This window comes from Ruegeria sp. YTSA105 (genome assembly GCF_059610225.1).
Window position 1 is genome coordinate 60,338 of record NZ_JBXWNE010000012.1, and the last position, 24,363, is coordinate 84,700.

Here is a 24,363-nt window from a genome sequence, read left to right on the forward strand (position 1 = left end):
CAATCTGTGGCGTTTAAGGAAACCCCATGTCTCTTGGAACAAAAATCGCGTGGGACGACACCGTCCTGCCCTTTCAACTTGATATACCGGATATGCGCGGACGTGTGGCGCGGCTGGACGGAGTGTTGGATGGCATTCTGAAACAGCACGACTATCCCGAAAAGGTCGAGGCTTTGGTGGCCGAGATGGCCTTGCTGACTGCTCTGATCGGCCAGACCGTCTCGCTGCGCTGGAAGCTGTCGCTTCAGGTTCAGTCCAAAGGCGCCGTTCGGATGATCGCAACCGATTACTACGCTCCGCAGGCCGAGGGCGAACTGGCCCGCATCCGCGCCTATGCCAGTTTTGACCCGGACCGCCTGACCGATTCCACACCGTTTGATCAGGTGGGTGAAGGCTATTTCGCCATCATGATTGACCAGGGCGAGGGCACGCAGCCTTACCAGGGGATCACACCGCTGGCTGGCGGCTCTCTCAGCGCATGCGCTGAGGCGTATTTCGCACAGTCCGAACAGTTGCCGACGCGGTTTTCACTGAGTTTCGGCAAATCAACTGAACCTGGCGTCGGTGAGCACTGGCGCGCAGGCGGCATCATGCTGCAGCACATGCCCAAAGCGTCACCATTTGTAGCCAATGCAGAGGGTGACGGTCAGATTCTGTCGGCGGATGATCTGGTTGACGGTGAGGAAGGTGAAAATTGGGGGCGCGTCAATATCCTTCTGGATACTGTTGATGACCTTGAACTGATCGGTCCTTCGATTGCGCCAACCGACCTGTTGATCCGGCTGTTTCACGAAGAACAGCCACGTGTTTATGATGCGCAATCGGTTCAGTTCGGCTGCACCTGCTCGGAAGAGCGCGTGCGCCAAAGCCTGTCGATCTATTCGGCGCGCGACATTGAAAAGATGACAACTCCCGAGGGCCAGGTCACCGCCGATTGTCAGTTCTGTGGTGCCCATTACGTATTGGACCCCGTCACCGTTGGCTTCGATGCCGGTGAGGCCTGATCCAACAGAACTGCTGCGGGCGGCCCTGAGCCGCCCCGGCAACGGGTCCAGTGATTTCGATCTGAACCCTGATGCGGTTTTGCCAGCGGGGCGCAAGCTGCGTCCAGCCGGGGTTCTGGTTCCGATTCTTGTGACGGATGAGGCCCCGCGCCTGCTTTTGACTAAGCGCTCATCGGCGCTTAAACACCATCCTGGCCAGATCGCCTTTCCTGGCGGAAAACAGGATGAGACCGATCCGGATGTAACCGCAACCGCCCTGCGGGAAGCACAGGAAGAGATTGGCCTTTCCTCGGATAGGCCTGAAATTCTCGGGCATTTGCCTACCCATGAAACCGTGACATCTTTTGTCGTAACCCCGGTTGTCGCGATCCTACGAGATAGGTTCGACCCAGTTCCTGAGCCGGGTGAGGTTGATGAAGTTTTTTCAGTCCCACTTGCGCATGTTCTAAACCCTGCGAATTATATCGTTGAGTCGCGTCGCTGGCGGGGCCAGCGGCGGTATTATTTCACCGTGCCCTATGGCCCTTATTACATCTGGGGGGCTACGGCCCGGATGTTGCGGGGCTTGGCTGCGCGGGTGAGTGAATGATTAAGCTATCAGAAAGCTGGGTTACAAACCCGGCAACCCAGACAGTCTGCGCCGTTTTGATCGATGCCGGTTTTCAGGCGCTTTTCGTCGGCGGTTGCGTCCGCAACGCGCTTTTGGGGGCGCCGGTCTCGGATCTGGATATTGCCACGGACGCTCCGCCCCAGCAGGTGCTGGATTTGATGCGGGCGGCGGGGTTGAAGGCCATTCCAACTGGGATCGAGCATGGCACGATAACCGTTGTCAGCCAAAGCATCCCGCATGAGATCACGACCTTCCGGCGAGATGTCGAAACCGATGGCCGCCGGGCTGTTGTGGCGTTCTCGGACAATGTTGATGAAGATGCCAGCCGGCGCGATTTCACCATGAACGCGCTGTATGCCCGCCCGGATGGGACGCTTTTGGACCCGCTGAACGGACTGCCCGATCTAAAGGCCCGAAAGGTCCGGTTCATAGGCAACGCCCAGCACCGCATCCGCGAAGACTATCTGCGCTCTTTGCGCTATTTTCGGTTCCACGCCTGGTATGGGGATGCCGAAGCCGGGTTTGATCCCGAAGCCCTGTCGGCCATCGCAACCAATCTGGACGGATTGGCAGGCCTGTCGCGCGAACGGGTTGGGGCCGAGTTTATGAAATTGCTGACCGCGCCTGACCCTGCGCCTTCGGTCGCTGCCATGCGCAGCACGGGCGTTCTGGCACAGATATTGCCGGGTGTTGAGGATCGATCACTTGCCCCGCTGATCGCCTTGGAACAACAGGCTGGTGCAAAGCCCGAGCCGCTCCGGCGGCTTTCCTCCATCGCCACGCCCGAGATTGCCCAGACCCTGCGTCTGAGCAAGGCCCAGACGCAACGCCTGACACGGATGCGGGATGAGGCCGCGGGAACCGCGGGCACTGCCGAGCTTGGGTTCCGTTATGGCGAAGAGGACGGCCTGCACGAAGTTCTGCTGCGTTGTGCTTTGTTGGAACAGCCCTGGTCCGAGGATAAGCGGCAAGCGCTCCGGGACGGGGCAGCAGCGGATTTTCCCGTGCGGGCCGCTGACCTGATCCCTGACTTTACCGGCCCGGCGCTGGGCAAGAAACTGGCCGAGCTTGAGGCGCGCTGGATCGCCTCGGGTTTCACCCTGACGCGCTCCGAGTTGCTGGTCGAGTAAATTGAAGTCTCAAAAGGGGATGACAAGCCGGATCGTTTGTGTTTTCTTGCGCCTGTAACATGAATGGAGGGATGCGAATGTATTACGGGATCTGGTTCGGCTAAAGCCATAACACTTGACCCGTTGGGGTGGTGTTCTGGCGCCATCTTTTTTCGCATGACTTGTTATCTGCTCAATCGGAGCACTCTCTATGTTTCGCTATTTCGAAAATCTCGTCGACCCTTTTGTCGACTACGAAGAAACCGACACGCCGCCGAAACGACTGTGGCCCTTTATGTTGAACTATTCCCGCCCTTTTATGCGGGTGTTCTTATGGGCCGGATTGATTTCGGTCGTGGTGGCCGCGGTTGAGGTCGGTCTGATCTATTATATGGGTCGCGTTGTTGACTTGCTGTCCGCCCCGCCGGACGAAGTTTGGCAGACCCATAGTACGGAACTGATCCTGGTGGCGCTTTTTGTGCTGCTGCTGCGACCCATGCTGCATGTCGTTGACGTGCTGTTGCTGAACAACACGATCCTGCCGAATTTTGGCACTTTGATCCGTTGGCGCGCGCATAAGCACGTGTTGCGGCAATCGGTGGGCTGGTTCGAGAATGATTTTGCAGGCCGCATTGCCAACCGGATCATGCAGACGCCGCCCGCTGCGGGTGAGGCCGTGTTTCAGGTGTTTGATGCGATTTCCTTCTCGCTGGCATACCTGATCGGCGCAGCCATTTTGTTGATGACGGCTGATGCCCGGCTGCTGTTGCCGTTGCTGATCTGGCTCGTGCTGTATGGGTTTCTGGTGCATTGGACGGTGCAGCGGGTGGGACCGGCTTCGAAGGCGGCCTCAGACGCGCGCTCGGCCGTAACGGGCCGGGTTGTGGACAGCTATACCAATATCCATTCCGTAAAGATGTTTGCCCATGGGGCACAGGAACTGGATTATGCGCGCGAAGCGATCGAGGAAACCCGCCGTACCTTTCAGGCTGAGATGCGGATTTTCACCATCATGGATGCGGTTCTGGTTGCATTGAACGGGTTGCTGATCGTTGGTGTGGTGGGCTGGGCGATTGCTCTGTGGATGCAGGGCAGTGCTACGGTCGGTGTGGTCGCGGCGGCCACAGCCCTGACCCTGCGCCTGAACGCGATGACCGGATGGATCATGTGGGCGCTGACCAGTTTTTTCCGCCAGCTTGGTGTCGTTGCCGAAGGTATGGAGACGATCGCTCAGCCGATCGACCTGTTGGATGCGCCGCAGGCCAAACTCCTGCATCTGTCCAACGGCAAGATCGAGGTTCGTGATCTGTCGCATCATTACGGTCGCAAGACCGGCGGGCTGGACCATATCAACCTGACCATCGAGCCGGGCGAAAAGATCGGACTGATCGGACGGTCGGGAGCTGGTAAGTCGACCCTAGTTAAGCTCCTACTTCGGTTCTACGATGTGGAGCAGGGGGCCATTTTGATCGACGATCAGGACATTGCCCGGGTCACTCAGGACAGCTTGCGCATCCATATCGGTATGGTGCAACAGGACAGCGCGTTGCTGCACCGCTCGGTGCGCGACAATATCCTCTATGGCCGCCCCGAGGCTTCCGAAGAGCAGATGATTGCCGCGGCCAAACAGGCCGAGGCGCATGAGTTCATCCTTGACCTGCAGGACCCGAAGGGGCGTACCGGCTATGATGCGCATGTGGGCGAGCGGGGCGTGAAGTTGTCAGGTGGTCAGCGGCAGCGGGTGACGCTGGCGCGGGTGATCCTGAAGGACGCGCCGATCCTGTTGCTGGATGAGGCGACCTCGGCGCTGGATTCCGAGGTCGAAGCATCGATTCAGGAAACGCTCTATGGCATGATGCAGGGCAAATCCGTGATCGCGATTGCCCACCGCCTCAGCACCATTGCCCAAATGGATCGCATCCTGGTGATGGATGGCGGCCGGATCGTCGAGCAGGGCACCCATTCCGAATTGCTGTCACACGGCGGGCTTTACGCCCAGTTCTGGGCACGGCAATCTGGAGGCTTCCTGAACACGGAGGCAGCTGAGTGAAACTTGCCGATCTCATAGATCCGTTCAAACCCACCGAAACGCCCCCGCCGCAAAGGCTGGGGGCGTTCATTCGCTGGTGCCTGTCCGGAGCTTGGCCGATGATCCTTGTCGCCTCCGTGTTTTCGGCCTCTGCCGGGGCGATGGAGGCCGGAACCGCCTGGATGCTGGGTCTGGTGATCGACATGGCAAACGAAAGCGGGCCGGATGGGGTTCTGACGGCGGGCAATCTTTGGATAATTGGAGGGGTCGCCGCATTTTTCATGCTGCTGCGACCGGCGCTGTTTGGTCTTTCGGCCTTTTCCAACAACTATATTGTCATGCCCAATATCCCGCCCCTGGTTCTGGCCAAGCTGAACCGGTGGACTTTGGGTCAGTCTGTGACCTATTTCGACGACGATTTTGCCGGGCGGATCGCTCAGAAACAGATGCAAACTTCGAACGCGATGGCCTCGGTCGTGTCCGAGACGATAAGCGCAATGGTTTTTGCGCTGGCGTCTCTGGCAGGGACTTTGCTTTTGTTAGGATCTATTCATCTGCTGGTCATGCTGCCCTTCGCCGCCTGGTTGGCGGTGTATTTCCTGCTGATCCGCTGGTATTTGCCACGCATCCGGGCACGCTCAGCGGCGCGGGCCGGGGCGCGGGCGATGGTGTCGGGGCAGGTGGTCGACACGATCACCAATATCAAAACCGTCAAGCTGTTCGCCCATTCCGAGTTCGAGGATCAGGCGGCCCGAAACTCGATGGTCGATCTGCGCCACAAGATGCTGGCCTTTGGCAAGCTCTCCGCCAGTTTTAGGTTCATACTGATGGTTCTGGCCGGGGTGTTGCCCGTGCTGCTGCTGGGGGTGACCTTGCTGCTGTGGCGGTCCGGGATGGCCAGCGCTGGTGATATCGTTGCGGCGGGCGCGATGTCCGTGCGAATTTCGCAGATGACAGGCTGGGTCAGTTTCACGCTGATGGGGCTTTATGCCAATGTCGGCGAGATCGAGAATGGCATGAAGACGCTAGCCAAGCGTGACCGGGTCGAGGATGCGGCAGGGGCAGCTAGGCTGAGCGTGCCAGAAGGTCAGATCGAGTTTAACCATGTCAGCTTTGCTTATGGCGGTGACATCGGCGGCGTGACCGACGTGCACATGACCGTACATCCTGGCGAAAAGCTGGGTATCGTCGGGGCATCGGGTGCGGGGAAATCTACGCTCGTTTCGCTTCTACTCAGGCTCTATGAAGGGGAAAACGGCGCAATTCGGATTGATGGGCAGGATGTGTCACAGGTGACGCAGGACAGTCTGCGCAGTCAAATCGGAATGGTCACGCAGGAAACTGCGATGTTCAACCGCTCGGCGCGCGAGAATATCCTATATGGCCGCCCTGATGCCTTGGAAGACGATATGATCGCCGCGGCGCAAAAGGCCGAGGCGCATGAATTTATCCTTGGCCTGCGGGATGCCCATGGTCGCAAGGGCTATGATGCGCATCTGGGCGAGCGCGGCGTCAAACTGAGCGGCGGTCAGCGGCAGCGGATTGCGCTTGCACGCGCCATCCTGAAAAACGCGCCGATTCTGGTGCTGGATGAGGCGACCTCGGCCTTGGATTCCGAGGTCGAAGCCTCGATCCAGACCGCGTTGCATCGGGTGATGCAGGGCAAAACGGTATTGGCGATTGCACATCGGCTGTCGACGCTAAGCGAGATGGACCGGATTGTCGTTCTGGATCAAGGGCAGATCGTTGAAATGGGAAGCCATGACGACTTGCTGGAGCAGGGCGGGCTTTATGCCCGGTTCTGGGATCGCCAATCGGGCGGGTTTATTCAGGCCGCCGCCGCCGAATAAGGGTTTTGTTGTGGGTAAAGCCCAGCTATCAGGCCCTCATGACGCAGCATTACAGCATTTTACGCCTTGGTCATCAGGGCGACGGCATCGCCGCTGGACCGATCTACGCCCCCCGCACCTTGCCGGGGGAGGTGGTCAGCGGGATATTGGTTGGTCAAGTGCTGAGCGACATTCGGGTCGAGACCCCCTCGGACCAGCGGGTCAAAGCACCGTGCCGGCACTACAAAGCCTGCGGCGGATGTCAGCTACAGCATGCCGCGGATAATTTCGTTGCTGATTGGAAGGTTGAGGTCGTGCGCAACGCGCTGGCCGCGCAGGGGCTCGATGCCCCGATGCGGCCGATCCATACCTCGCCGGAACGATCACGGCGACGGGCTACGATTGCGGTTCGACGGACCAAAAAAGGCACTATGGCCGGGTTTCATGGCCGTGCCTCAGACACGATTACCGAAATCTCTGATTGTCATCTGCTTGATCCGGCCCTGATTGCAGCCGTCCCCGTGGCCGAGGCGCTTGCCGTTTTGGGTGGTAGCCGCAAAGGGGCGCTGGCGGTCACGCTGACCCTTTCTGATGGCGGTTTGGATGTCGCCGTCAAAGGCGGCAAACCGCTGGACGGTCCATTGGAACTGGCCCTGGCACAGGCGACCGAGGCACATGGGCTTGCGCGGCTCAGCTGGGATGGCGAGGTGATCGCCTCGCGTCACGCCCCGATTCAACGGTTTGGCGTGGCGGCTGTCGTGCCGCCGCCAGGGGCATTCCTGCAGGCCACGAAGGACGGAGAACAGGCTCTATTACAGGCAGTTCTGCAGGCAACCAAGGGCGCCAAGCGGGTTGTGGACCTGTTTGCGGGTTGCGGGACATTCTCATTGCCACTGGCCGAGGACGCCGAAGTACACGCGGTTGAGGATGAGGCCCTGATGACCACCGCTCTGGATCAAGGCTGGCGTCGCGCGCAAGGTCTGAAACGGGTCACGACCGAGGCGCGCGACCTGTACCGCCGCCCATTGATGCCTGATGAGCTGAAGAACTTTGACGCGGTTGTCCTGGACCCGCCCCGCGCCGGGGCCGAGGCGCAGGTGGCCGAGCTGGCGCAAGCGCTGCCCCCGGTCATCGCCTATGTCTCATGCAACCCCGTGACCTTTGCGCGGGATGCAAAAAACCTGATTAACGCAGGCTATACCCTTGAATGGGTACAGGTGGTGGACCAATTTCGATGGTCGTCACACACGGAACTTGCCGCGCGGTTTGCACTGAACCCCGCATCATGACCAAACAGGAGAGTTTCAGAATGGGGCTTGCCCAGCGCCTGCATGATATCACTGAAAACCCGACCTTCGGTCGGTTCATCACAGGTGTCATCATCTTCAACGCCATCCTGCTCGGCATGGAAACCTCACCGACGCTGATGGAGGCCGCGGGTCCCTTGATCGTGGTGTTGGACAGCCTTTGCCTAACGATTTTCGTGGCCGAGATTGCGATGAAACTGGTCGCCACAGGGCGCCGGTTCTTTACCAATGGTTGGAACCTGTTTGACTTCATCGTTGTTGGCATCGCTCTGATCCCAAGCGCCGGCGGTCTGTCGGTGCTGCGGGCGCTGCGGATCCTACGGGTGTTGCGGGTAATTTCAGTCGCGCCACGGCTGCGTCGGGTGGTCGAGGGTTTCATCTCAGCTTTGCCGGGTATGGCCAGCGTTTTCCTGCTGATGGCGATTCTGTTTTACATCGGCGCGGTAATCTCGACCAAGCTGTTCTCGGGCACATTCCCGGACTGGTTTGGCGATTTGGGCCTGTCGGCCTATACGTTGTTCCAGATCATGACGCTGGAAAGCTGGTCCATGGGCATCGTGCGCCCGGTGATGGAGGTTTATCCCTATGCGTGGGTATTCTTTGTGCCTTTCATCATGGTTACGACATTTGCCGTGGTGAACCTGTTGGTTGGTCTGATTGTGAATTCAATGCAGGATGCCCATCACGCCGAGGATGAGGTGAAAACCGATGCCTATCGTGATGAGGTGCTGGAAAGGCTGGAATCCATCGAACGCCGCTTGCTTGAGCAGTCGAACAGCAAAAAGTGATTTCAGTTTTCTGGATTTCTGGCATAATCACAAAAAAAGCAGAAGCAGGCATTAAACATGGATCGTCGAGCATTTGGAATGGGTGCTGTGGCTACGCTGGGTCTTTCGGCCTGCGCCTCGGCCAACCCCAGATTTTTGGCCTATGATGGCCCCGAGGTGACCTCTATGGTCATCAACAAAAGCGCGCGGAAGCTTTATCTTCTGCACAATGAACATGTCCTCAAGGAATATAAGGTCGATCTTGGCTTTGCCCCCAATGGCACCAAAACAAAACGCGGCGACGGCCGCACGCCAGAGGGCACCTATCTGATCGACCGGCGCAATCCCAAAAGCCGCTATCACCTGTCGCTGGGGATTTCCTATCCGGATTCGAAGGATATCGCAGAGGCCAAGGCTGCGGGCGTTGATCCGGGCGGTGACATTTTCATCCACGGCGAGCCGAAAACCCGGTCCGAGAAAAAGCGTGCCAAGAAGCAATCGGATTGGACGGCAGGGTGCATCGCTGTCAAGAATGAAGAGATCGAAGAGATCTATGCGATGGTGAATCGCGGCACAGTGATTACGCTGCGCCCGTAGCCGGCTTCCAGACGTCAAACCCGAATTGCATATAGTCGCGCTGGTAGGTTTCGGCCGCCAGCGCCTCAAGTTTGGTGTCATAGATATCGCTCAGTGAAAACGGGATATCTGGTCTGGTATTGCCGGGCGCGGGCGGGCTGTCATGACCCAGCCGCCGCGCCAGATCCGGCAGGGCAGTTGCAATTTCTTCCTCGCGCAGGATTAGATCCGGCAGGGCAAAACCGACTACGCCCTCCAACACCTGCGCCTGACTGCACCAAACGCCGTCAACGCGCACAGGGGTTTGTCCCGCCAGGTTTTGCCGCAGGAAGGTCAGAAAAGCCGAGAATGCCTCATAATGCTGCTCGATGGGGTAGTTTTCAGCGCGTAACTGTCCGGGGATCGGAAGCTTGAACCGGTTGCGCAGCATATTGCGGATTTTCAGATAGGCGCCGGGCTCGGTGCTGAGGATATAGGAACAAAAGGCCGAATGTGCGCGTACCAGCGGGTGCCGCACCACGGTGAATTTGCGATGCCCCGGATGATCCTGTAACCACTGGCGGGTCTTTTTGCGGTTTTGATCAGTGATCAGGTCATCCGCACTGATTGAATCAAGCGCAGCCATCCATTGCTTCACAACCCCTTCAATGCCGCTCCGCACGGGCAGATACATTAACGGGGTTTTCGGCGTGGCGACATAGGTCGCAACGGCCGCGCCACGCCGGGGTTCAAAATTCGGAGTTCTGTGCAGGCTGAAACTGTCGATGCGCGACAAGGCCTGTTCGGTCTCATCAGGGTTTGTCACCTTGGACAAGGCCGGCTCAGGGTTTTGGGGTTTGAGCGTGTCGTCGATCGTGGTCAACCGGCCCGATACCCCAAGCCAGGCCGCCAGGCCGTTCAGGCTGTCGATCCGGTTCAGATCGTCGTAAGCGATGAAAAAGGCGGTTTGCCCGCTGGCCTGAAGATGATGCAGCAAAGTCAGTTGAAAGGCCTGTTGCTGGTCCAGATAGGTTTCGAATTCACGAGGGTTGAAGGCGATCTGCTCGGCGCGCCGCCGTTTGACGTTTTTCAGCTGCCATTGCTTGGTCTCGCGCGCAATCTTCAATGAGATATAGCTGTCCAGAGGGTTGCGCGTCAGAATGATCTTGGCGCAACTCGGGTCATCTAAAACAGGCTCTAACACACGCGGATCATGGCCCTGGAAAAAGCGAAACCCGTTCATTTCACCCTCAGCTGATCGGATGGCGTTCAGCAGGCTTTTAGGGTCATTGTCGCGTTCTTCGAGAGTGACGCCCAGCAGGCTGTCCCCCTTTAGCCTTCCAATGAAATGAGGATTGAAGGCCTCACCATGGCTGGAGACACCTTCCAATGCGTTCAGATTTGCCTCAAGCAGGTTCGATCCGGTCCGCATGGCGGCAAGTATTACGAAATAGTCGAATTTGGATGACATGAAACGCTATTGCACCAGATATGGTTTTCGATAAGGCCTGAGTTGCCGGCCAAAAATGTCATCGGCTGGAAAATCTCCCATAAGATAAGGGTGCATACCCTGGTTCTTTAGGTTTTGCAGGAACTTCCCGAACCCGGACAGGTCGACCATCGTTGGGGCTTGGGTCAGGTGGCTGGGGTTCTGGCATCCGGTTTCTTCCAGAATGGATTGCAGAGGCTCCATCGGAGATTCCACAAACTCGGCCAGCGACCAGGTCCGCACTTTGGCCTTGGTCCAGACCGAAGTTAAAACCTCAAGCTGTTTGGTCTCGATTTGTTGCAGGCGGGCGGCTTCGTTACGGATATCCGCGAAATTTCCATTCGAACGGAACAGGGGTATGGCCCAGGCGCCTGTGACAACGGAAATCTGCGCATTTCTGTCGCGCGCCAGAAACCAGTTGATATCCTGCGTATCCGTGGGGCCAAATTGAAAGCACTGCCTCTCGCCCCGAGTATTCCAGATCAGGTTCGACAAAAACGCCGTAGGATTATAGTCCCGAAGGCTGGCACAATCGCTTAGTGCGCCGTTGACCAGAGGCGCCCCGCCGGCGAATTCCGCACGTTCGGGACCGAAGAGGTGACCGTGGACCTTTGTTCCGGTGGCTTCCGACAGCCAGGGCTCGAAATCTGCGAACAGTTCGGTAAACCCCTGGAATACCGAATAGGGGAACGACGTCAGTCCGTTTTCGCTGCCGTGGCGGGGAAAGCGGCTTTGCATATACAGGCCATCCCGGCCTCGGGTCCTGCGCTCGACCGCTTTCGAGAACAACCGGTCGATCTTGCCCGGGTTGGGTTCTGTAGGCTTCATCGCCTGTGCCTGGTTAGTCAGAAACGCCTGATAAAGCCGATTGGCCTGGGGCCAGATCTTGCGTGCTACAAAACAGTCCGACCGTCGCAATAGCTGTAGATGATCGTCATAAAAGATATGCGGGCGACCTTGATAATCAAATTTGGACAGCGTCAGGGAGCGACTTTCGATATGTGTTGAATAAAGCCGGGTTAGGGTCTGAAAATAGCTTTCGTCGGGAATCCAGACGCGCCGGAAATAGCGGTCATATGTTTTGCGTTTGGGATCTTGCAGAATGGCCGACAGCGTTTGACGGGTCAGGCACCACCATTGACTGCCCATATGCGGCACCAGACCTTCGGGTATCGACCGTCGGATTCCGATGGTCCGCTGTAGCTTTACGTAAGCGTCGAACAATTTGCGCTGTTTACGCCACGAGAACGGAAATCTCAGCGTAAATCGTTCCTGATCCAGTCCGCCAATCGTCCAGCTTACATCAGCTGTTGTCGCGCTTTCGATAAAGTCGACACGGGGCCGTTCCGCTAGATATGTGACCAGCTCATCGACGGGCCGTAGCGGCAGGCAGGCGCCCGAGGCCAGAAAGATATGGTGTACATCGGGAAAGGCCTCCAGCATCAGTTCAGCCGCTGATTGCGAGGCTGCAACAATGCCCCAACCGCCCCAGTTGCAGGTGTGGCGCTCCGAGAACCGGATCAGAGGTTCGTCCGCACAGGAGGCTACAAAGTCATCAAAAACAGTGTCCGCAACCTTGCGGTCGACATGGATCACCACCGGGCAGCCGGATGCCGCCCAATGGCGCGCGACCTGTTGCGCCCTTGGAAGCGCGGCGTGCACCAGCATGATGACGCCAAGGCTGCTCATGCCCAGTTCCCTTTCGACATGAGGCCAAGAATCTCAAGCTGTCGCCAGTTGATATATGCCTCGGACCAGTCGCACCAAAACACCGGACGGTCGTTCAGCCCTTCGGCATAGGCGCGATATTCGCCGGACCCGCGATAGTGCTGACGCCGCTCCATCTCTTCATGTGCCTTGTCGCCCAAGGTGTTGATCAGCTTGGCATGCAGCAAGGCCCCGCTGGTTTTTTCGCCACCCCAATCGTCATAGACCTGGTTCAGCCCGCGTGGCAGCAGCGAATGGGTCGAGCTGACATAGACATACCGACGATCCCACTTGACCAGCGGTATCTTGTTCAACGCAGGCGCCTTTTCCGGAGCCTGGCGGAAAAAGACACGGGCGCGCGGTCCACCCTGTATCCAGAGATTCCCGTATTCAGGGTTTTTGCTGATCACATAATTCCCGGCATCGAACCAACGGGCAATTTCGAAGGGGTCTTGCCCTTCACGATAGGGTTCGGCATCTACCGGGCCCTGCGGGTACATGTCGATCAGCATGGTGCCGAAACTGCGGACGGCACAGCCATCAAGCCAGTCGGTCAGGGCACGAATGGGCCGCGTGTCGCAGAACGGATAGATGAAGAACTCATCCGGATCGACCGTCAGAACCCAGTGCCCATCGGCGTATTTGCGCAGCAGATAGTTCGACCAATCAGTGCCATATGTGGCCCGCTTATAGCTGCCGTTGGACTGCCAGACCGATACGTCCGGCTGACTACTCAGAAACTCGCGTGTGCCGTCGTCGCTGTTGTTGTCCACAAACAAAAAGCGATCAACGCCAAGTTTTCGGTAATATTCCAGAAAATAGGGCAGGCGGATTTTTTCGTTTCGCACCACGCTCATCAACAGGATGTCACCGGGTTGAATGGCGTTGGTTTTGTCGGAAACCGCTTCTAATTCGCGCCGTTTGCGAACGCAACGCAACAGGCGGCGCTTGCGCCGCAATCTCATTCGGTATGAATCCAACAGGCTCACGCGACTGCCCAACCTTTGTTTATACGCGAGCATACCCGGGGCCTGAACAAGCCAGAGTGGAGCCGGGCGAATGCCATTTTATGCCACTTTACCATCTAATGAAGCAACGCATTTGAAAGTAGTTAGTCCGAAACGTTGTTTTTCCAGTCAGTTTTGCCCATCAAGCCAAGCTCACACAGTTGGCGCCATCCGATATATTCCACCGATTTTGGATCCCACATGATCGGGCGGTTAATTATGCCGTCATAATAGCTATCGAACTCCGCCGGGTCGTGAAAATGCTGCGCTCGGGTTTTCTCGATTCTTGATTTGATGACCACCTCGGGCAGGAACTTTGTGTGCAGTAACGCGCCTGAAGGGTCGTTGCTCCCCGGTCCGTCATATGTGGCGTTCAAACCTCGGGGCAGGGCGGAATGGCAGGAGTTCACGTAAGCATAGTGCCGCGACCAGCGTACCAGCGGAATTTTGTTTAAAGTTGGTGACCGCTCGGGCCGGTCAGCAAAAAACACGCGTTCCCGTGCGCCGCCTTGAACCCAGAGGTTACCCAGCGGCGTTTGCCGTTTGGCGCGCAACGGGCCTGGATCAAACCAGCCCAAAACTTCGGTCGGGTCGGTCCCGGGGTCATAGAGCTGTGCACCGAGCTGATCTTTGGGGTAGAGGTCCAACATCAGCGCCCCAAAAGCGTCGCGCCCCTGCACCTCTAGCTGTTGGGTCAAATCCTGCAGCGGATGGCTGTCCCATTCGGGATAGATAAGCAACTCATCCGCATCCACCATCAAAGTCCAATGGCCGTGACCAAATCGCATCTGTAGCCAGGTCAGCCAATCCAGCCCGTATCGTGAGGCGCGATAGCTGGCATCGGTTTGCCACAAGGATACATCCGGTTGATCTTTAAGATATGCGACCGAGCCATCATCGCTGCCGTTGTCCACGATCAGAAAATGATCAACGCCCAGCGACCGGTAGTGATGGAAGTACCAGGGCAGGCGCGTGATTTCATTTCGCAGGGTGGTAAAGACCAGTATCGCACCTGGGCGTATCTGGTCGGTTCGGTCGACCAGTTGGGTTAACTGATGGCGGCTGCGAAAGGATCGCCACAACAGCCGCCTGCGTTTCAGGCGCAAGCGATAGCGTTGCACCCATCCGATTGGCGGCAGGGTATCGCTCACGCGGCCCTCATCTGTCGTAATGCCCGTTCTGATGCCAGCGCCAGGCATCGGCAATCATCGTCTCTAACACGGACCTTTTGGGGGACCAGCCCAGTTCTTGCCCGGCCCGGTCCGAGCCCGAAACCAGCTTGGTGCAATCTCCGGTGCGGCGCGGGCCGATGGTATAGGGCACCGCGCGATTGGTGACGGATTTCGACTGGTCGATCACTTCCATCACCGAAAAGCCAGAGCCCGTGCCCAGGTTGAAAACGCGGCTGTCCTTTCCCTGTTCCAGCCATCGCAGCCCCAGAACATGCGCGTCAACCAGATCGCAGACATGCACGTAATCGCGGATACAGGTGCCATCGGGCGTGTCATAGTCGGTTCCGAACACAGTCAGCCCGTCGCGCTTGCCGTCAATCGCATCCAACATCAGCGGAACCAGATGGGTCTCGGGGCGGTGGAATTCGCCTACCTCTCCGTCCGGATCGGCGCCAGCCACGTTGAAATAGCGAAAAATCACATGGTTCATCCCGTGAGCGGCCTGGAAATCACGCAGGATATCCTCGATCGCGCGTTTGGAGGCGCCGTAAGCGTTCAGCGGCTGCTGTGGCGTGTTCTCGTCCAGCACCACATTGTCATGTTCGCCATAGGTGGCGCAGGTCGATGAGAACACGAAATCCAGACATCCAGCCGCCACCGCGGCCTCGATCAGGGTCAGCGAACCAGTGACATTGTTCGACCAGTATCTTCCGGGTTCGGACATCGCCTCACCCACCTGGCTGAGCGCGGCGAAATGCATCACGGCAGCGGGCTGATACTTGGCAAAAACCTCATCCAACCGCGCCCGGTCCAGCAGATCACCCTGTGCGAACGGGCCAAATTTGACCGCGTCCTGCCAACCGGTGATCAGGTTGTCATAGGTGACAGGTGTGTACCCGGCCAGCGCCAGCGCCTTGCAGGCATGGGATCCGATATATCCGGCACCGCCGGTTACAAGGATATGTGTCATATCAGATCCCGTTATTCCGGTTTTTCAGGGTGCGACAGCCTGCGGCACTCAGTCCAGCCCCATCGCGGCCATCATCTCTTCAAGTTTGGGAACGTCCTGCGGATTGTTTAGTTCCCAGAACTGGCGGCCTTTGGATTCGACTTCAACACACAGAACCTTACGCCCGTTTTCCATGAAACGCAGCTGTTCCAGCCCTTCCAGTTGCTCTAATGGACCGACAGGCCAGGACGGATAAGCCGCCAGCGCGTCAGGGCGGTAGGCATAGACGCCGACATGGTGAAACACCGGCGTTTCCTCCCCGCCCGCATAAGCCTGTGAAGTAAAGGGCACGACCTCTTTCGAGAAATACATCGCGCCGTGATCAGCGGCGAAAACGGCGGTTGTTCCACCGACGCGCCCGTGTTTGCGGTCATTCAGCAGGCTGTTGAGCGCATCGCCGTCGCAGCGCAGAACCGGAGTGGCCACCCCAGCCTTGGGTGCGGCACGCAGACCGGTGATCAGATCTTCGACGAACCAATGCGGGGTCAGCGGTGCATCGCCCTGCAGGTTCACCACGATGTCATAGCTTGCGCCCAGCACATCATGCGCTTCGGCGCAGCGTTCGGTGCCATTGCCACAGGTTTCCGAGGTCATCACAACCTCGGCCCCGAACCCTTCGGCCATCTCGCGAATGCGGTCGTCATCGGTGGCAACCACAACGCGGTCCACGCCCGAGACCGAACTGGCCGCGCGCCATGACCGCTCGATCAGAGTCATTGTATTGCCACTGGCTCCGGTGAGCGGCACCAGAGGTTTGCCCGGATAGCGGGTCGAGGCATAGCGGGCGGGAATGGCGATCAGAACGGACATCAGGCCTCCTTCAGGTCTACACCCGGAGCGTAGGCGATAAAGAACGGGTTTGCATAGCCGTCCTTGCCATAGGTCAGCGGCGCATGATTGTCGAACCGGACAACTTTGCCGCCCGCACCTGTCAGCACGGCGTGACCTGCTGCCGTATCCCATTCCATCGTGCGGCCAACGCGGGGATAGATATCTGCCTCGCCCGTCGCAATCAGGCAGAACTTCAGCGACGAGCCCGCGCTTTTGCTGTCCTGCACTTGATATTTGTTGATGTAATCGTCGGTCGCCTGGTCACGATGTGACTTCGAGGCCACGACCAAAAGCGCGGAATTGTCTGGATCAGAGACCGAAATCGGAGTCACGGCACCGGGTTGATCCTTGTCCAGCGCGCCGGTTTCCTCGACCGATTGCCCGTCGGCCAAAGTATAGAACATCCGGCCGCGGGCTGGCGCATAAACCACGCCACGCGTTGGGGTGCCGTTTTCGACCAACGCGATATTAACGGTGAAATCGCCGCGCCGGTTGATGAACTCTTTGGTGCCATCCAGCGGATCAACGATCAGGAACGTATCGCCTTTTTCAGAATGCGAGGCGGCCTGTTCCTCGGTCACCAGCAGGATATTGGGGAACGCTGCGCGCAGACCGGCCGAGATCAGCGCATCGGCGGCCTCATCTGCTTCGGTCACGGGGCTGGCATCGGATTTGACCTTCACGTCAAACTCATCCGAGTTATAGATGTCCATGATCGTATCGCCCGCTTCCAGGGCCAGACGTCGGATGACGGGGATGAGGGCATCATAGGTCACAAAAAAGCTCCGTTCCTGTGATTTGTTGATCGAATAACCTGACGGCCTTATGCTGTGCTGGTTACGGAACGGCAAGAATTTCGTGCCAGATTGCAGGCAATAATACAGGAAAGACGCTTCGGGTGTTTTATTACAAGCGAAACCGGTCGCTTATAGGCGGTGCGTTTACGACGGCGGAACTGGTGTTTCACGCCGTGGTCCGGAATGTCCGATCTCAACACAGCAATGCTGTGCTTTCGGTGCTTATCAATATTTTCCAGGTTCTGGTGCTGGTGAGTGTGTTTTACGTGATCATGTCCCTTCTTGGCGCGCGCGTTGCCAAAATCCGGGGTGAGTTCATTCTGTATCTGCTGTCTGGGGTTTTCCTGTTTCTGACGCACATTAAAGCCGTCGGTTCGGTTTCCGGATTGGACACAGGTAATAACCCGATGATGCTGCATTCGCCGATGAACATGATGGTCGTGCTTATGGCTGCCGCTTTCGGGTCGCTGTATACTCAGGTTTTGACAATCGTCATCATCCTGTTTGTCTACAGCGTATCGGTTGCTCCGCTGGAAATTCAGGAGCCCGGTGGCGCCTTTGCCATGCTGATGCTGGCCTGGTTCACGGGCTGTGCGGTCGGCGTGGTGTTCATGGCGATCAAGCCCTGGTTTCCGACCACTGCCACGATCATGAGCACAATTTACCGGCGCCTGAATATGGTGTTCTCGGGGAAAATGTTCGTCGGCAATGCGCTGGGCGGGTTCATGTTGACCATGTTCGCCTGGAATCCGTTGTTTCACATTATCGACCAGTGTCGGGGTTTCGTTTTTCGGAATTACTATCCGCGCAATACTAACTGGGAATATCCTGTCTGGGTCGGGTTGGCTCTGTTGTTGATCGGCTTGCTTGGAATTTTCTTTACCCGCCAGCATGTGTCGCAAAGCTGGAGCGCACGCCGTTAACCCGCCACGCGCAAGGTCAGGTTGATCCGCCCGCCCTTTGGCAACAGTTTTGAAGACCCGAAACGAATGCGATCTACCCCGTGATAGGTTAGGCGCGCGGGTCCACCCATCACGACAACATCGCCCGAGCCAAGCCAGATCGATTCCGTTTTGCCCCCTCGGGTCGTGTTGCCAATGCGGAACAACGCGTCGTCACCTAATGAGATCGAAAGGACCGGCCAGGAAAAATCGGCCTCGTCCTTATCCTGATGCAGGCCCATTCGCGCCCCTTCGCCATAGTAGTTGACCAAGCAACAGTCGGGGTCGCGTTCGGGGCTGGCAAGATCGCGCCAGATATCCAGAATGCAGTCTGGAATGGTGGGCCATTCCATGCCCTTTGGATGGTGCGGCTGGTACCTGTACCCGTTCTTGTCAGTGACCCAACCCAGCGCCCCGGCCGAGGTCATGCGAACAGACATTTCCTTGCCGGAAGGGGTGGTCGGGCGGAACAAAGGTGCTGATTTCAGAATCGGACGCAACAGCGTGATCAGCTGTGCCTGGGCAGCTCCGTCAAGGTAAGCTTTCCTGATTTCAAAACCGCGTAAAAGCAGCCGCGCCATTCCAGATTCCTCAATCCTTGCCAAAACCTTGCTAAAAAGGCTGCAGATTCCTGAAAACCTGCATTTGTGAATGCTTGCAGGCCCCTGTTCCCGTCCTTATATACGCCGGGACGCGCGATGGTGTAGGACCATTGCGCAAATCAGATCGGGGCCAGATGCCATAACGGGTCGGGCCTCGGGACATCGCCTTGAAGAGAAAGGGATTGAACATATGGGAAAAGTAATCGGGATTGACCTCGGCACCACCAACTCGTGCGTTGCCATCATGGACGGTTCGCAGCCGAAGGTCATCGAAAACGCCGAAGGGGCGCGGACCACGCCCTCGATCGTCGCCTTCACCGAAGATGAGCGACTGGTCGGTCAGCCTGCGAAACGCCAGGCGGTCACCAACCCCGACAACACGGTTTTTGGCGTCAAACGCCTGATCGGTCGTCGTGTGGATGATGCCGAAGTCGAAAAAGACAAGAAAATGGTACCATACGCCATCGTTGATGGCGGCAATGGCGACGCGTGGGTCGAAGCCCGCGGTGAAAAGTACTCCCCAAGCCAGATTTCGGCCTTCACTCTGGGCAAGATGAAGGAAACCGCTGAAAGCTACTTGGGTGAGGAAGTCACACAAGCCGTCATCACCGTTCCGGCCTATTTCAACGACGCACAGCGTCAGGCGACCAAAGATGCCGGTAAAATCGCCGGCCTGGAAGTGCTGCGGATCATCAACGAACCGACAGCTGCCGCTCTGGCCTATGGTCTGGACAAGGAAGAAACCCAAACCATCGCGGTTTATGACCTTGGTGGCGGTACCTTCGACGTAACCATTCTGGAAATCGACGACGGGTTGTTCGAGGTTAAATCGACCAATGGCGACACCTTCCTGGGTGGTGAAGACTTTGACATGCGCATCGTCAACTACCTGGCGGATGAGTTCAAAAAGGAACACGGTGTCGATCTGTCCCAGGACAAGATGGCGCTGCAGCGTCTGAAAGAAGCTGCGGAAAAAGCCAAGATCGAACTGTCCTCGACCTCACAAACCGAGATCAACCAGCCGTTCATCTCGATGGGCGCCAACGGCCAGCCGCTGCACATGGTCATGAAACTGACCCGTGCCAAGCTGGAATCGCTGGTTGGTGATCTGATCAAGAAGTCGATGAAGCCCTGCCAGGCTGCTCTGAAAGACGCAGGCCTGTCGGCTGGCGACGTGGATGAGGTTGTTCTGGTCGGTGGTATGACCCGGATGCCGAAAGTAATCGAAGAGGTCACTAAGTTCTTCGGTAAAGAGCCGCACAAAGGTGTGAACCCGGACGAAGTGGTTGCCATGGGTGCCGCTATTCAGGCCGGTGTTCTGCAGGGTGACGTCAAAGACGTTGTTCTGCTGGACGTGACACCGCTGTCGTTGGGGATCGAGACGCTGGGTGGTGTGTTCACCCGACTGATCGACCGCAACACCACGATCCCGACGAAAAAGTCTCAGGTCTTCTCGACCGCCGAAGACAACCAGAACGCCGTGACCATTCGCTGTTTCCAAGGGGAACGTGAAATGGCTGCGGACAACAAGATCCTGGGTCAGTTCAACCTCGAAGATATCCCGCCAGCACCGCGCGGCATGCCGCAGATCGAGGTGACTTTTGACATTGACGCCAACGGCATCGTCTCGGTTTCGGCCAAGGACAAAGGCACTGGCAAAGAGCAGAAGATCACCATCCAGGCATCGGGCGGCCTGTCCGACGAGGACATCGAAAAGATGGTCAAGGACGCCGAAGAGAACGCGGAGGCCGACAAGGAACGCCGCGAGCTGGTCGACGCAAAGAACCAGGCGGAAAGCCTGATCCACTCGACAGAAAAGTCGATGGAAGAACATGCCGACAAGGTTGATCCAACAACCATCGAAGCCATCGAGCTGGCGATTGCCGCGCTGAAAGACGAGCTGGAAACCGAGAATGCCGACAAGATCAAGTCGGGCATCCAGAACGTTACCGAAGCGGCCATGAAGCTGGGCGAAGCCATCTACAAAGCGCAAGCTGAAGACGGCGAAGATGAACCTGCCGCTGCGGATGCTGCACCGGGCGAGGATGACATCGTCGATGCCGAGTTTGAAGATCTGGACAACGACAAGCGTAGCTAACGGGTAACCGGGCCAATTCGGGCCGGTCCGGTCACCGGGCCGGCCCGATTACGTTGAGGCAGAAGGAAATACTGATGTCAAAACGCGACTATTACGATGTGCTCGGCGTATCCAAGGGTGCATCAGCGGACGAGATCAAGAAAGGCTTTCGCAAGAAGGCCAAAGAATTGCATCCCGACCGCAACAAGGACAATCCGGAGTCAGAGGCACAGTTCAAAGAAGCGAACGAGGCCTATGACGTCCTGAAAGATGCTGAACGCAAGGCGGCTTATGACAGGTTCGGTCATGCTGCATTCGAAAATGGCATGGGCGGCGGTGGCCGACCTGGCGCTGGCTTTGGTCAGGGCGACTTTTCCAGTGCATTTTCGGATGTGTTCGACGACCTGTTCGGCGATTTCATGGGCGGCCAACGGGGCGGGGGCGGTGGACGTCGTGCCGCACGCGGTTCGGATCTGCGCTATAACCTGCGCGTCTCGCTGGAAGAGGCGTATTCAGGTCAGCAGAAAACCATCAATGTCCCGGCAGCGGTTGTCTGTTCGTCCTGCGACGGATCTGGGGCTGAAGGCGGTGTTGAGCCCACAACCTGTCCGACCTGTTCGGGTATGGGCAAGGTGCGTGCGCAACAAGGCTTTTTCACAGTAGAACGCAGCTGTCCAACCTGTTCGGGCCTGGGTCAAATCGTCAAGAACCCCTGCAAATCCTGTCAGGGTGCGGGCCGTGTTGAAAAAGAACGCGCCTTGTCCGTTAATATTCCAGCCGGTGTCGAAACCGGCACGCGCATTCGTCTGGCCGGTGAAGGCGAGGCTGGAATGCGAGGTGGTCCTCCGGGTGATCTATACATCTTTGTAGAGGTCTCAGATCACAGGCTGTTCGAGCGTGACAGCGTGAACCTTTATTGCCGTGTGCCGGTCAGCATGGCCAAAGCCGCTCTTGGTGGTTCGATCGAAGTTCCGACCATCGACGGTGGCCGCGGGCGTGTGCAGATTCCAGCGGGCAGCCAATCGGGTCGCCAGATGCGCCTGCGCGGCAAGGGCATGCCAGCCCTGCGCGGCGGCGGTGTTGGCGACATGTTCATCGAGCTGGCCGTGGAAACTCCGGTAAACCTCACCAGCCGCCAGAAAGAGCTGCTGCGCGAGTTCGACGACCTGGGTGAAGACAATCACCCGGAATCCAACAGCTTTTTCTCCTCCGTCAAATCCTTCTGGGACGGGATGAAGGGCTGAAGTCTTTTCCCAAAAAAGGGGGCGCTGCCCCCGCGACTCCCCCGAGGTATTTAGGGCCAGATGAAGCAGGTGATCCGCTCTTCATCGGGCTAAAAATACCTCGGAGCGCGAGGCAGAGCCTCGCAAATCTCCGCTTGATTATTGTCGCCGCTCCTGAGATGGTCCGCGCAACCGTTGGGGTGCCTTGTTCGCAAGGCTGAGAGGTGCAGCTGCATCAACCCATCGAACCTGATCCGGGCAATTCCGGCGGAGGGAACGGTCTTATGAATACAGACGTTTTCCATCCTCCGTTGTTGCCCCTAGAAGATGGAGCAACGACATGGCAGCTATTGCCTTGACCATTGCAGGGTCCGACAGCGGAGGCGGGGCCGGAATTCAGGCGGACCTCAAGGCGATGTCTGCGCTGGGCGTTTATGGGGCCAGCGTTGTTACGGCGGTGACTGCGCAAAACACCCTGGCCGTGACAGCCGTTCATGGCATTCCTCTGAGTGTGATCCGCGCGCAAATCGACGCCGTGCTGAACGATCTGGATGTCGGGGCGATCAAGATCGGCATGCTGGCAACCCCCGAGATTATCGAGACCGTTGCAGATGCCCTGTCGGGCTATGCCGGGCCCATAGTTTTGGACCCTGTCATGATAGCGAAATCCGGGGATGCTTTGCTGGCCGGTGACGCGATCCAGACCCTGACGGACCTTCTGATACCACGCGCGACCGTCCTGACACCCAATTTGCCCGAAGCTGGGCGGCTGCTTGAGCAGAACGAAGCGCAGTCTCCGGATGAAATGGTGGCTCAGGGGCTGGCCCTTTGCGCAAAGGGTGCCGCGTCGGTTTTGATGAAAGGCGGGCACGGTAAGGGCGAGATATGTCATGATCTGTTGGTTGACGGCTCGGGTTTGGTGGATGAATTCACGGCGCAGCGCCGGAATACAAAGAACACCCATGGGACCGGATGCACCTTGTCCTCGTCCATATCCGCCGGGCTGGCCAAAGGTCTGAGCTTGCGGGATTCCGTGGCAGAGGCACATGCTTATTTGCAAGGCGCTATCGCCCAGGCTGATGGGCTGTGCGTGGGCCGGGGCCATGGTCCGGTGCATCATTTCCATCGGGTCTGGCCAGCGTGAGGATCTGGTCTGTCATAGGGGCAGGCGTGGCCGGTTTGGCTGTTGCGTCCGAATTGGCCCATCGCGGCGCACGGGTGCAGGTCTTTGACCCCGCCGGCCTGCCGGGTCCGCATGGCTGTTCTTGGTGGGCCGGGGGAATGCTGGCCCCGTGGTGCGAGTTCGAAAATGCCGAAGAGCCGGTCTTGCGCCTGGGGCAGGGTGCTTTTGACTGGTGGGCGACCCGGACCAAGGTTCATCAGCGCGGTACTTTGGTCGTTTGCGGTGCGCGCGACTTGCCGGATTTGCGTCGGTTTGGTCGTCGAACGCAGGGGTATCATGAGGTAAATCAGCAGGAACTAGCCACATTAGAGCCTGATCTACATGGTTTAGGCAACGGTCTGTATTTCAAGGACGAAGCCCATATAGACCCACGCAAGGCGCTGCAGGATGTGTTCGACGATCTTATCGCGCGGGGCGTTGCCTTTCATCGCGAACCCGCCCCTGCTGGGTTGGAGAACGCGATTGACTGCCGTGGTCTTCAGGCGCGGGACGCCTTGTCTGATCTTCGGGGCGTAAAGGGTGAGATGCTGGTGATCCGCTGCCCTGATGTGACGCTGACCCGGCCCGTGCGCCTGTTGCATCCCCGGATGCCGCTTTACATCGTGCCGCGTGGCGATGGCATCTACATGCTGGGCGCGACGATGATTGAATCCGAGGATAAAACCCGCATCACCGCGCGCTCGATGTTGGAACTGCTCAGCGCGGCCTATGCGTTGAACCCCGCTTTTGGCGAGGCCGAGGTGCTAGAGATCGGCGTCGATCTGCGCCCGGCCTTTCCCGACAATCTGCCTCGGATCCGGCGTCGGGGCGGGACGATTTACGCCAACGGGCTGTACCGCCACGGGTACCTGCTGGCACCGGCGATGGCCCAAGGCGTTGCCGATCTGGCACTTGAACACAAACATTCGGAGATGGTCGATGAAGATCGTGCTTAATGGCGAGCCGCGCGAGGTGCGGGCCGAGACCTTATCGGAATTGCTGATGGAATGCGGCTACTCGGGCCGTGTCGCCACTGCGGTGAACGAAGATTTCGTGCCCTCGGGGCTGCGTGTTGCCCATGCTTTGGTTGAAGGGGATCGGATCGAAATCGTCGCGCCGATGCAGGGGGGCTGAGG

Annotated in this window: 22 protein-coding genes and 1 riboswitch; of the genes, 14 read left to right on the plus strand and 8 right to left on the minus strand. The window is 58.0% G+C overall.

Annotation, left to right across the window (positions count from 1 at the left end):
• Nucleotides 1-26 precede the first annotated feature (26 nt).
• The 8 genes from hslO (at nucleotide 27) to AC2FH2_RS14910 (ending at nucleotide 9,252) form a co-directional block, all read left to right on the plus strand.
• Nucleotides 27-1,004: an Hsp33 family molecular chaperone HslO gene (gene hslO, locus AC2FH2_RS14875; RefSeq protein ID WP_142637378.1), complete on the plus strand. Its 978-nt coding sequence runs from the start codon at nucleotides 27-29 to the stop codon at nucleotides 1,002-1,004.
• Nucleotides 988-1,593: a CoA pyrophosphatase gene (locus tag AC2FH2_RS14880; protein WP_496824147.1), complete on the plus strand. Its 606-nt coding sequence runs from the start codon at nucleotides 988-990 to the stop codon at nucleotides 1,591-1,593. The genes hslO and AC2FH2_RS14880 overlap by 17 nt, the downstream gene beginning before the upstream one ends.
• Complete coding sequence (locus tag AC2FH2_RS14885) at nucleotides 1,590-2,744, plus strand: CCA tRNA nucleotidyltransferase (protein ID WP_496824149.1); 1,155 nt, start codon at nucleotides 1,590-1,592, stop codon at nucleotides 2,742-2,744. The genes AC2FH2_RS14880 and AC2FH2_RS14885 overlap by 4 nt, the downstream gene beginning before the upstream one ends.
• Nucleotides 2,745-2,934: 190 nt before the next feature.
• Nucleotides 2,935-4,773 carry an ABC transporter ATP-binding protein gene (locus AC2FH2_RS14890; RefSeq protein WP_496824151.1) on the plus strand — a complete coding sequence of 613 codons (1,839 nt, stop codon included), beginning with the start codon at nucleotides 2,935-2,937 and terminating at the stop codon, nucleotides 4,771-4,773.
• The gene (locus AC2FH2_RS14895) at nucleotides 4,770-6,602 is read left to right on the plus strand and encodes an ABC transporter ATP-binding protein (RefSeq protein WP_496824153.1); all 1,833 of its coding nucleotides are present in this window, start codon (nucleotides 4,770-4,772) and stop codon (nucleotides 6,600-6,602) included. Before AC2FH2_RS14890 ends, AC2FH2_RS14895 begins: the two co-directional genes overlap by 4 nt.
• A 38-nt stretch (nucleotides 6,603-6,640) precedes the next feature.
• Nucleotides 6,641-7,870, plus strand: a complete 1,230-nt coding sequence (locus AC2FH2_RS14900; protein WP_496824155.1) for a class I SAM-dependent RNA methyltransferase — start codon at nucleotides 6,641-6,643, stop codon at nucleotides 7,868-7,870.
• A gap of 20 nt (nucleotides 7,871-7,890) precedes the next feature.
• Nucleotides 7,891-8,676 (plus strand): ion transporter, encoded by a 786-nt coding sequence (locus AC2FH2_RS14905; RefSeq protein WP_142637599.1) that lies wholly within the window; start codon nucleotides 7,891-7,893, stop codon nucleotides 8,674-8,676.
• A 57-nt stretch (nucleotides 8,677-8,733) separates the two neighbouring features.
• Entirely contained in the window at nucleotides 8,734-9,252 is a 519-nt protein-coding gene (locus AC2FH2_RS14910; protein ID WP_142637369.1) for a L,D-transpeptidase family protein, read from the plus strand.
• Here AC2FH2_RS14910 and AC2FH2_RS14915 read toward each other — a convergent pair.
• The 7 genes from AC2FH2_RS14915 to cysQ all read right to left on the minus strand — a co-directional run bounded on the left by AC2FH2_RS14915 (nucleotide 9,236) and on the right by cysQ (nucleotide 17,201).
• Nucleotides 9,236-10,681, minus strand: coding sequence for a nodulation protein NodH (locus tag AC2FH2_RS14915; RefSeq protein WP_496824157.1), 1,446 nt, complete (start codon nucleotides 10,679-10,681; stop codon nucleotides 9,236-9,238). The two genes, AC2FH2_RS14910 and AC2FH2_RS14915, sit on opposite strands and share 17 nt — an antisense overlap.
• A gap of 6 nt (nucleotides 10,682-10,687) precedes the next feature.
• The gene (locus AC2FH2_RS14920; RefSeq protein ID WP_496824159.1) at nucleotides 10,688-12,388 is read right to left on the minus strand and encodes a DUF5927 domain-containing protein; all 1,701 of its coding nucleotides are present in this window, start codon (nucleotides 12,386-12,388) and stop codon (nucleotides 10,688-10,690) included.
• The gene (locus AC2FH2_RS14925; protein ID WP_496690221.1) at nucleotides 12,385-13,371 is read right to left on the minus strand and encodes a glycosyltransferase family 2 protein; all 987 of its coding nucleotides are present in this window, start codon (nucleotides 13,369-13,371) and stop codon (nucleotides 12,385-12,387) included. The genes AC2FH2_RS14920 and AC2FH2_RS14925 overlap by 4 nt, the downstream gene beginning before the upstream one ends.
• 146 nt (nucleotides 13,372-13,517) lie before the next feature.
• Entirely contained in the window at nucleotides 13,518-14,612 is a 1,095-nt protein-coding gene (locus tag AC2FH2_RS14930; protein WP_496824161.1) for a glycosyltransferase family 2 protein, read from the minus strand.
• Nucleotides 14,572-15,555: a UDP-glucose 4-epimerase GalE gene (galE, locus tag AC2FH2_RS14935; RefSeq protein ID WP_496824163.1), complete on the minus strand. Its 984-nt coding sequence runs from the start codon at nucleotides 15,553-15,555 to the stop codon at nucleotides 14,572-14,574. Before galE ends, AC2FH2_RS14930 begins: the two co-directional genes overlap by 41 nt.
• 48 nt (nucleotides 15,556-15,603) lie before the next feature.
• Nucleotides 15,604-16,404 (minus strand): 3-deoxy-manno-octulosonate cytidylyltransferase family protein, encoded by an 801-nt coding sequence (locus tag AC2FH2_RS14940; RefSeq protein ID WP_496824165.1) that lies wholly within the window; start codon nucleotides 16,402-16,404, stop codon nucleotides 15,604-15,606.
• Nucleotides 16,404-17,201, minus strand: a complete 798-nt coding sequence (gene cysQ, locus AC2FH2_RS14945) for a 3'(2'),5'-bisphosphate nucleotidase CysQ (protein WP_496787216.1) — start codon at nucleotides 17,199-17,201, stop codon at nucleotides 16,404-16,406. Before cysQ ends, AC2FH2_RS14940 begins: the two co-directional genes overlap by 1 nt.
• Before the next feature lie 122 nt (nucleotides 17,202-17,323).
• Between cysQ and AC2FH2_RS14950 the strand changes: the two genes are divergently transcribed.
• Complete coding sequence (locus AC2FH2_RS14950; RefSeq protein WP_142637353.1) at nucleotides 17,324-18,145, plus strand: ABC transporter permease; 822 nt, start codon at nucleotides 17,324-17,326, stop codon at nucleotides 18,143-18,145.
• Here the strand turns inward: AC2FH2_RS14950 and AC2FH2_RS14955 are convergent.
• On the minus strand, nucleotides 18,142-18,744 hold the full coding sequence (locus tag AC2FH2_RS14955) for an alpha-ketoglutarate-dependent dioxygenase AlkB family protein (RefSeq protein ID WP_496692622.1): 603 nt from the start codon (nucleotides 18,742-18,744) through the stop codon (nucleotides 18,142-18,144). The genes AC2FH2_RS14950 and AC2FH2_RS14955 overlap by 4 nt on opposite strands.
• 211 nt (nucleotides 18,745-18,955) lie before the next feature.
• Here AC2FH2_RS14955 and dnaK point away from each other — a divergent pair, with 211 nt between their 5' ends.
• From dnaK to thiS, 5 genes are all read left to right on the plus strand, one after another.
• The gene (gene dnaK, locus AC2FH2_RS14960; RefSeq protein WP_271950564.1) at nucleotides 18,956-20,863 is read left to right on the plus strand and encodes a molecular chaperone DnaK; all 1,908 of its coding nucleotides are present in this window, start codon (nucleotides 18,956-18,958) and stop codon (nucleotides 20,861-20,863) included.
• A 74-nt stretch (nucleotides 20,864-20,937) separates the two neighbouring features.
• Nucleotides 20,938-22,086 carry a molecular chaperone DnaJ gene (dnaJ, locus tag AC2FH2_RS14965; RefSeq protein WP_496824168.1) on the plus strand — a complete coding sequence of 383 codons (1,149 nt, stop codon included), beginning with the start codon at nucleotides 20,938-20,940 and terminating at the stop codon, nucleotides 22,084-22,086.
• A 165-nt stretch (nucleotides 22,087-22,251) separates the two neighbouring features.
• Nucleotides 22,252-22,358, plus strand: a riboswitch (TPP riboswitch).
• A 47-nt stretch (nucleotides 22,359-22,405) separates the two neighbouring features.
• Nucleotides 22,406-23,209: a bifunctional hydroxymethylpyrimidine kinase/phosphomethylpyrimidine kinase gene (gene thiD, locus AC2FH2_RS14970; protein WP_496824170.1), complete on the plus strand. Its 804-nt coding sequence runs from the start codon at nucleotides 22,406-22,408 to the stop codon at nucleotides 23,207-23,209.
• Nucleotides 23,206-24,183, plus strand: coding sequence for an FAD-dependent oxidoreductase (locus tag AC2FH2_RS14975; RefSeq protein ID WP_496824172.1), 978 nt, complete (start codon nucleotides 23,206-23,208; stop codon nucleotides 24,181-24,183). The genes thiD and AC2FH2_RS14975 overlap by 4 nt, the downstream gene beginning before the upstream one ends.
• The gene (thiS, locus tag AC2FH2_RS14980; RefSeq protein WP_142637341.1) at nucleotides 24,167-24,361 is read left to right on the plus strand and encodes a sulfur carrier protein ThiS; all 195 of its coding nucleotides are present in this window, start codon (nucleotides 24,167-24,169) and stop codon (nucleotides 24,359-24,361) included. The genes AC2FH2_RS14975 and thiS overlap by 17 nt, the downstream gene beginning before the upstream one ends.
• Nucleotides 24,362-24,363: the final 2 nt, after the last annotated feature.

Coding starts and splice junctions, on each gene's coding strand:
- hslO (WP_142637378.1), top strand. CDS start 27: ATGTCTCTTGGAACAAAAATCGCGTGGGACGACACCGTCCTGCCCTTT.
- AC2FH2_RS14880 (WP_496824147.1), top strand. CDS start 988: ATGCCGGTGAGGCCTGATCCAACAGAACTGCTGCGGGCGGCCCTGAGC.
- AC2FH2_RS14885 (WP_496824149.1), top strand. CDS start 1,590: ATGATTAAGCTATCAGAAAGCTGGGTTACAAACCCGGCAACCCAGACA.
- AC2FH2_RS14890 (WP_496824151.1), top strand. CDS start 2,935: ATGTTTCGCTATTTCGAAAATCTCGTCGACCCTTTTGTCGACTACGAA.
- AC2FH2_RS14900 (WP_496824155.1), top strand. CDS start 6,641: ATGACGCAGCATTACAGCATTTTACGCCTTGGTCATCAGGGCGACGGC.
- AC2FH2_RS14905 (WP_142637599.1), top strand. CDS start 7,891: ATGGGGCTTGCCCAGCGCCTGCATGATATCACTGAAAACCCGACCTTC.
- AC2FH2_RS14910 (WP_142637369.1), top strand. CDS start 8,734: ATGGATCGTCGAGCATTTGGAATGGGTGCTGTGGCTACGCTGGGTCTT.
- AC2FH2_RS14915 (WP_496824157.1), bottom strand. CDS start 10,681: ATGTCATCCAAATTCGACTATTTCGTAATACTTGCCGCCATGCGGACC.
- AC2FH2_RS14920 (WP_496824159.1), bottom strand. CDS start 12,388: ATGAGCAGCCTTGGCGTCATCATGCTGGTGCACGCCGCGCTTCCAAGG.
- AC2FH2_RS14925 (WP_496690221.1), bottom strand. CDS start 13,371: ATGAGATTGCGGCGCAAGCGCCGCCTGTTGCGTTGCGTTCGCAAACGG.
- AC2FH2_RS14930 (WP_496824161.1), bottom strand. CDS start 14,612: ATGCCTGGCGCTGGCATCAGAACGGGCATTACGACAGATGAGGGCCGC.
- galE (WP_496824163.1), bottom strand. CDS start 15,555: ATGACACATATCCTTGTAACCGGCGGTGCCGGATATATCGGATCCCAT.
- AC2FH2_RS14940 (WP_496824165.1), bottom strand. CDS start 16,404: ATGTCCGTTCTGATCGCCATTCCCGCCCGCTATGCCTCGACCCGCTAT.
- AC2FH2_RS14955 (WP_496692622.1), bottom strand. CDS start 18,744: ATGGCGCGGCTGCTTTTACGCGGTTTTGAAATCAGGAAAGCTTACCTT.
- dnaK (WP_271950564.1), top strand. CDS start 18,956: ATGGGAAAAGTAATCGGGATTGACCTCGGCACCACCAACTCGTGCGTT.
- dnaJ (WP_496824168.1), top strand. CDS start 20,938: ATGTCAAAACGCGACTATTACGATGTGCTCGGCGTATCCAAGGGTGCA.
- thiD (WP_496824170.1), top strand. CDS start 22,406: ATGGCAGCTATTGCCTTGACCATTGCAGGGTCCGACAGCGGAGGCGGG.
- thiS (WP_142637341.1), top strand. CDS start 24,167: ATGAAGATCGTGCTTAATGGCGAGCCGCGCGAGGTGCGGGCCGAGACC.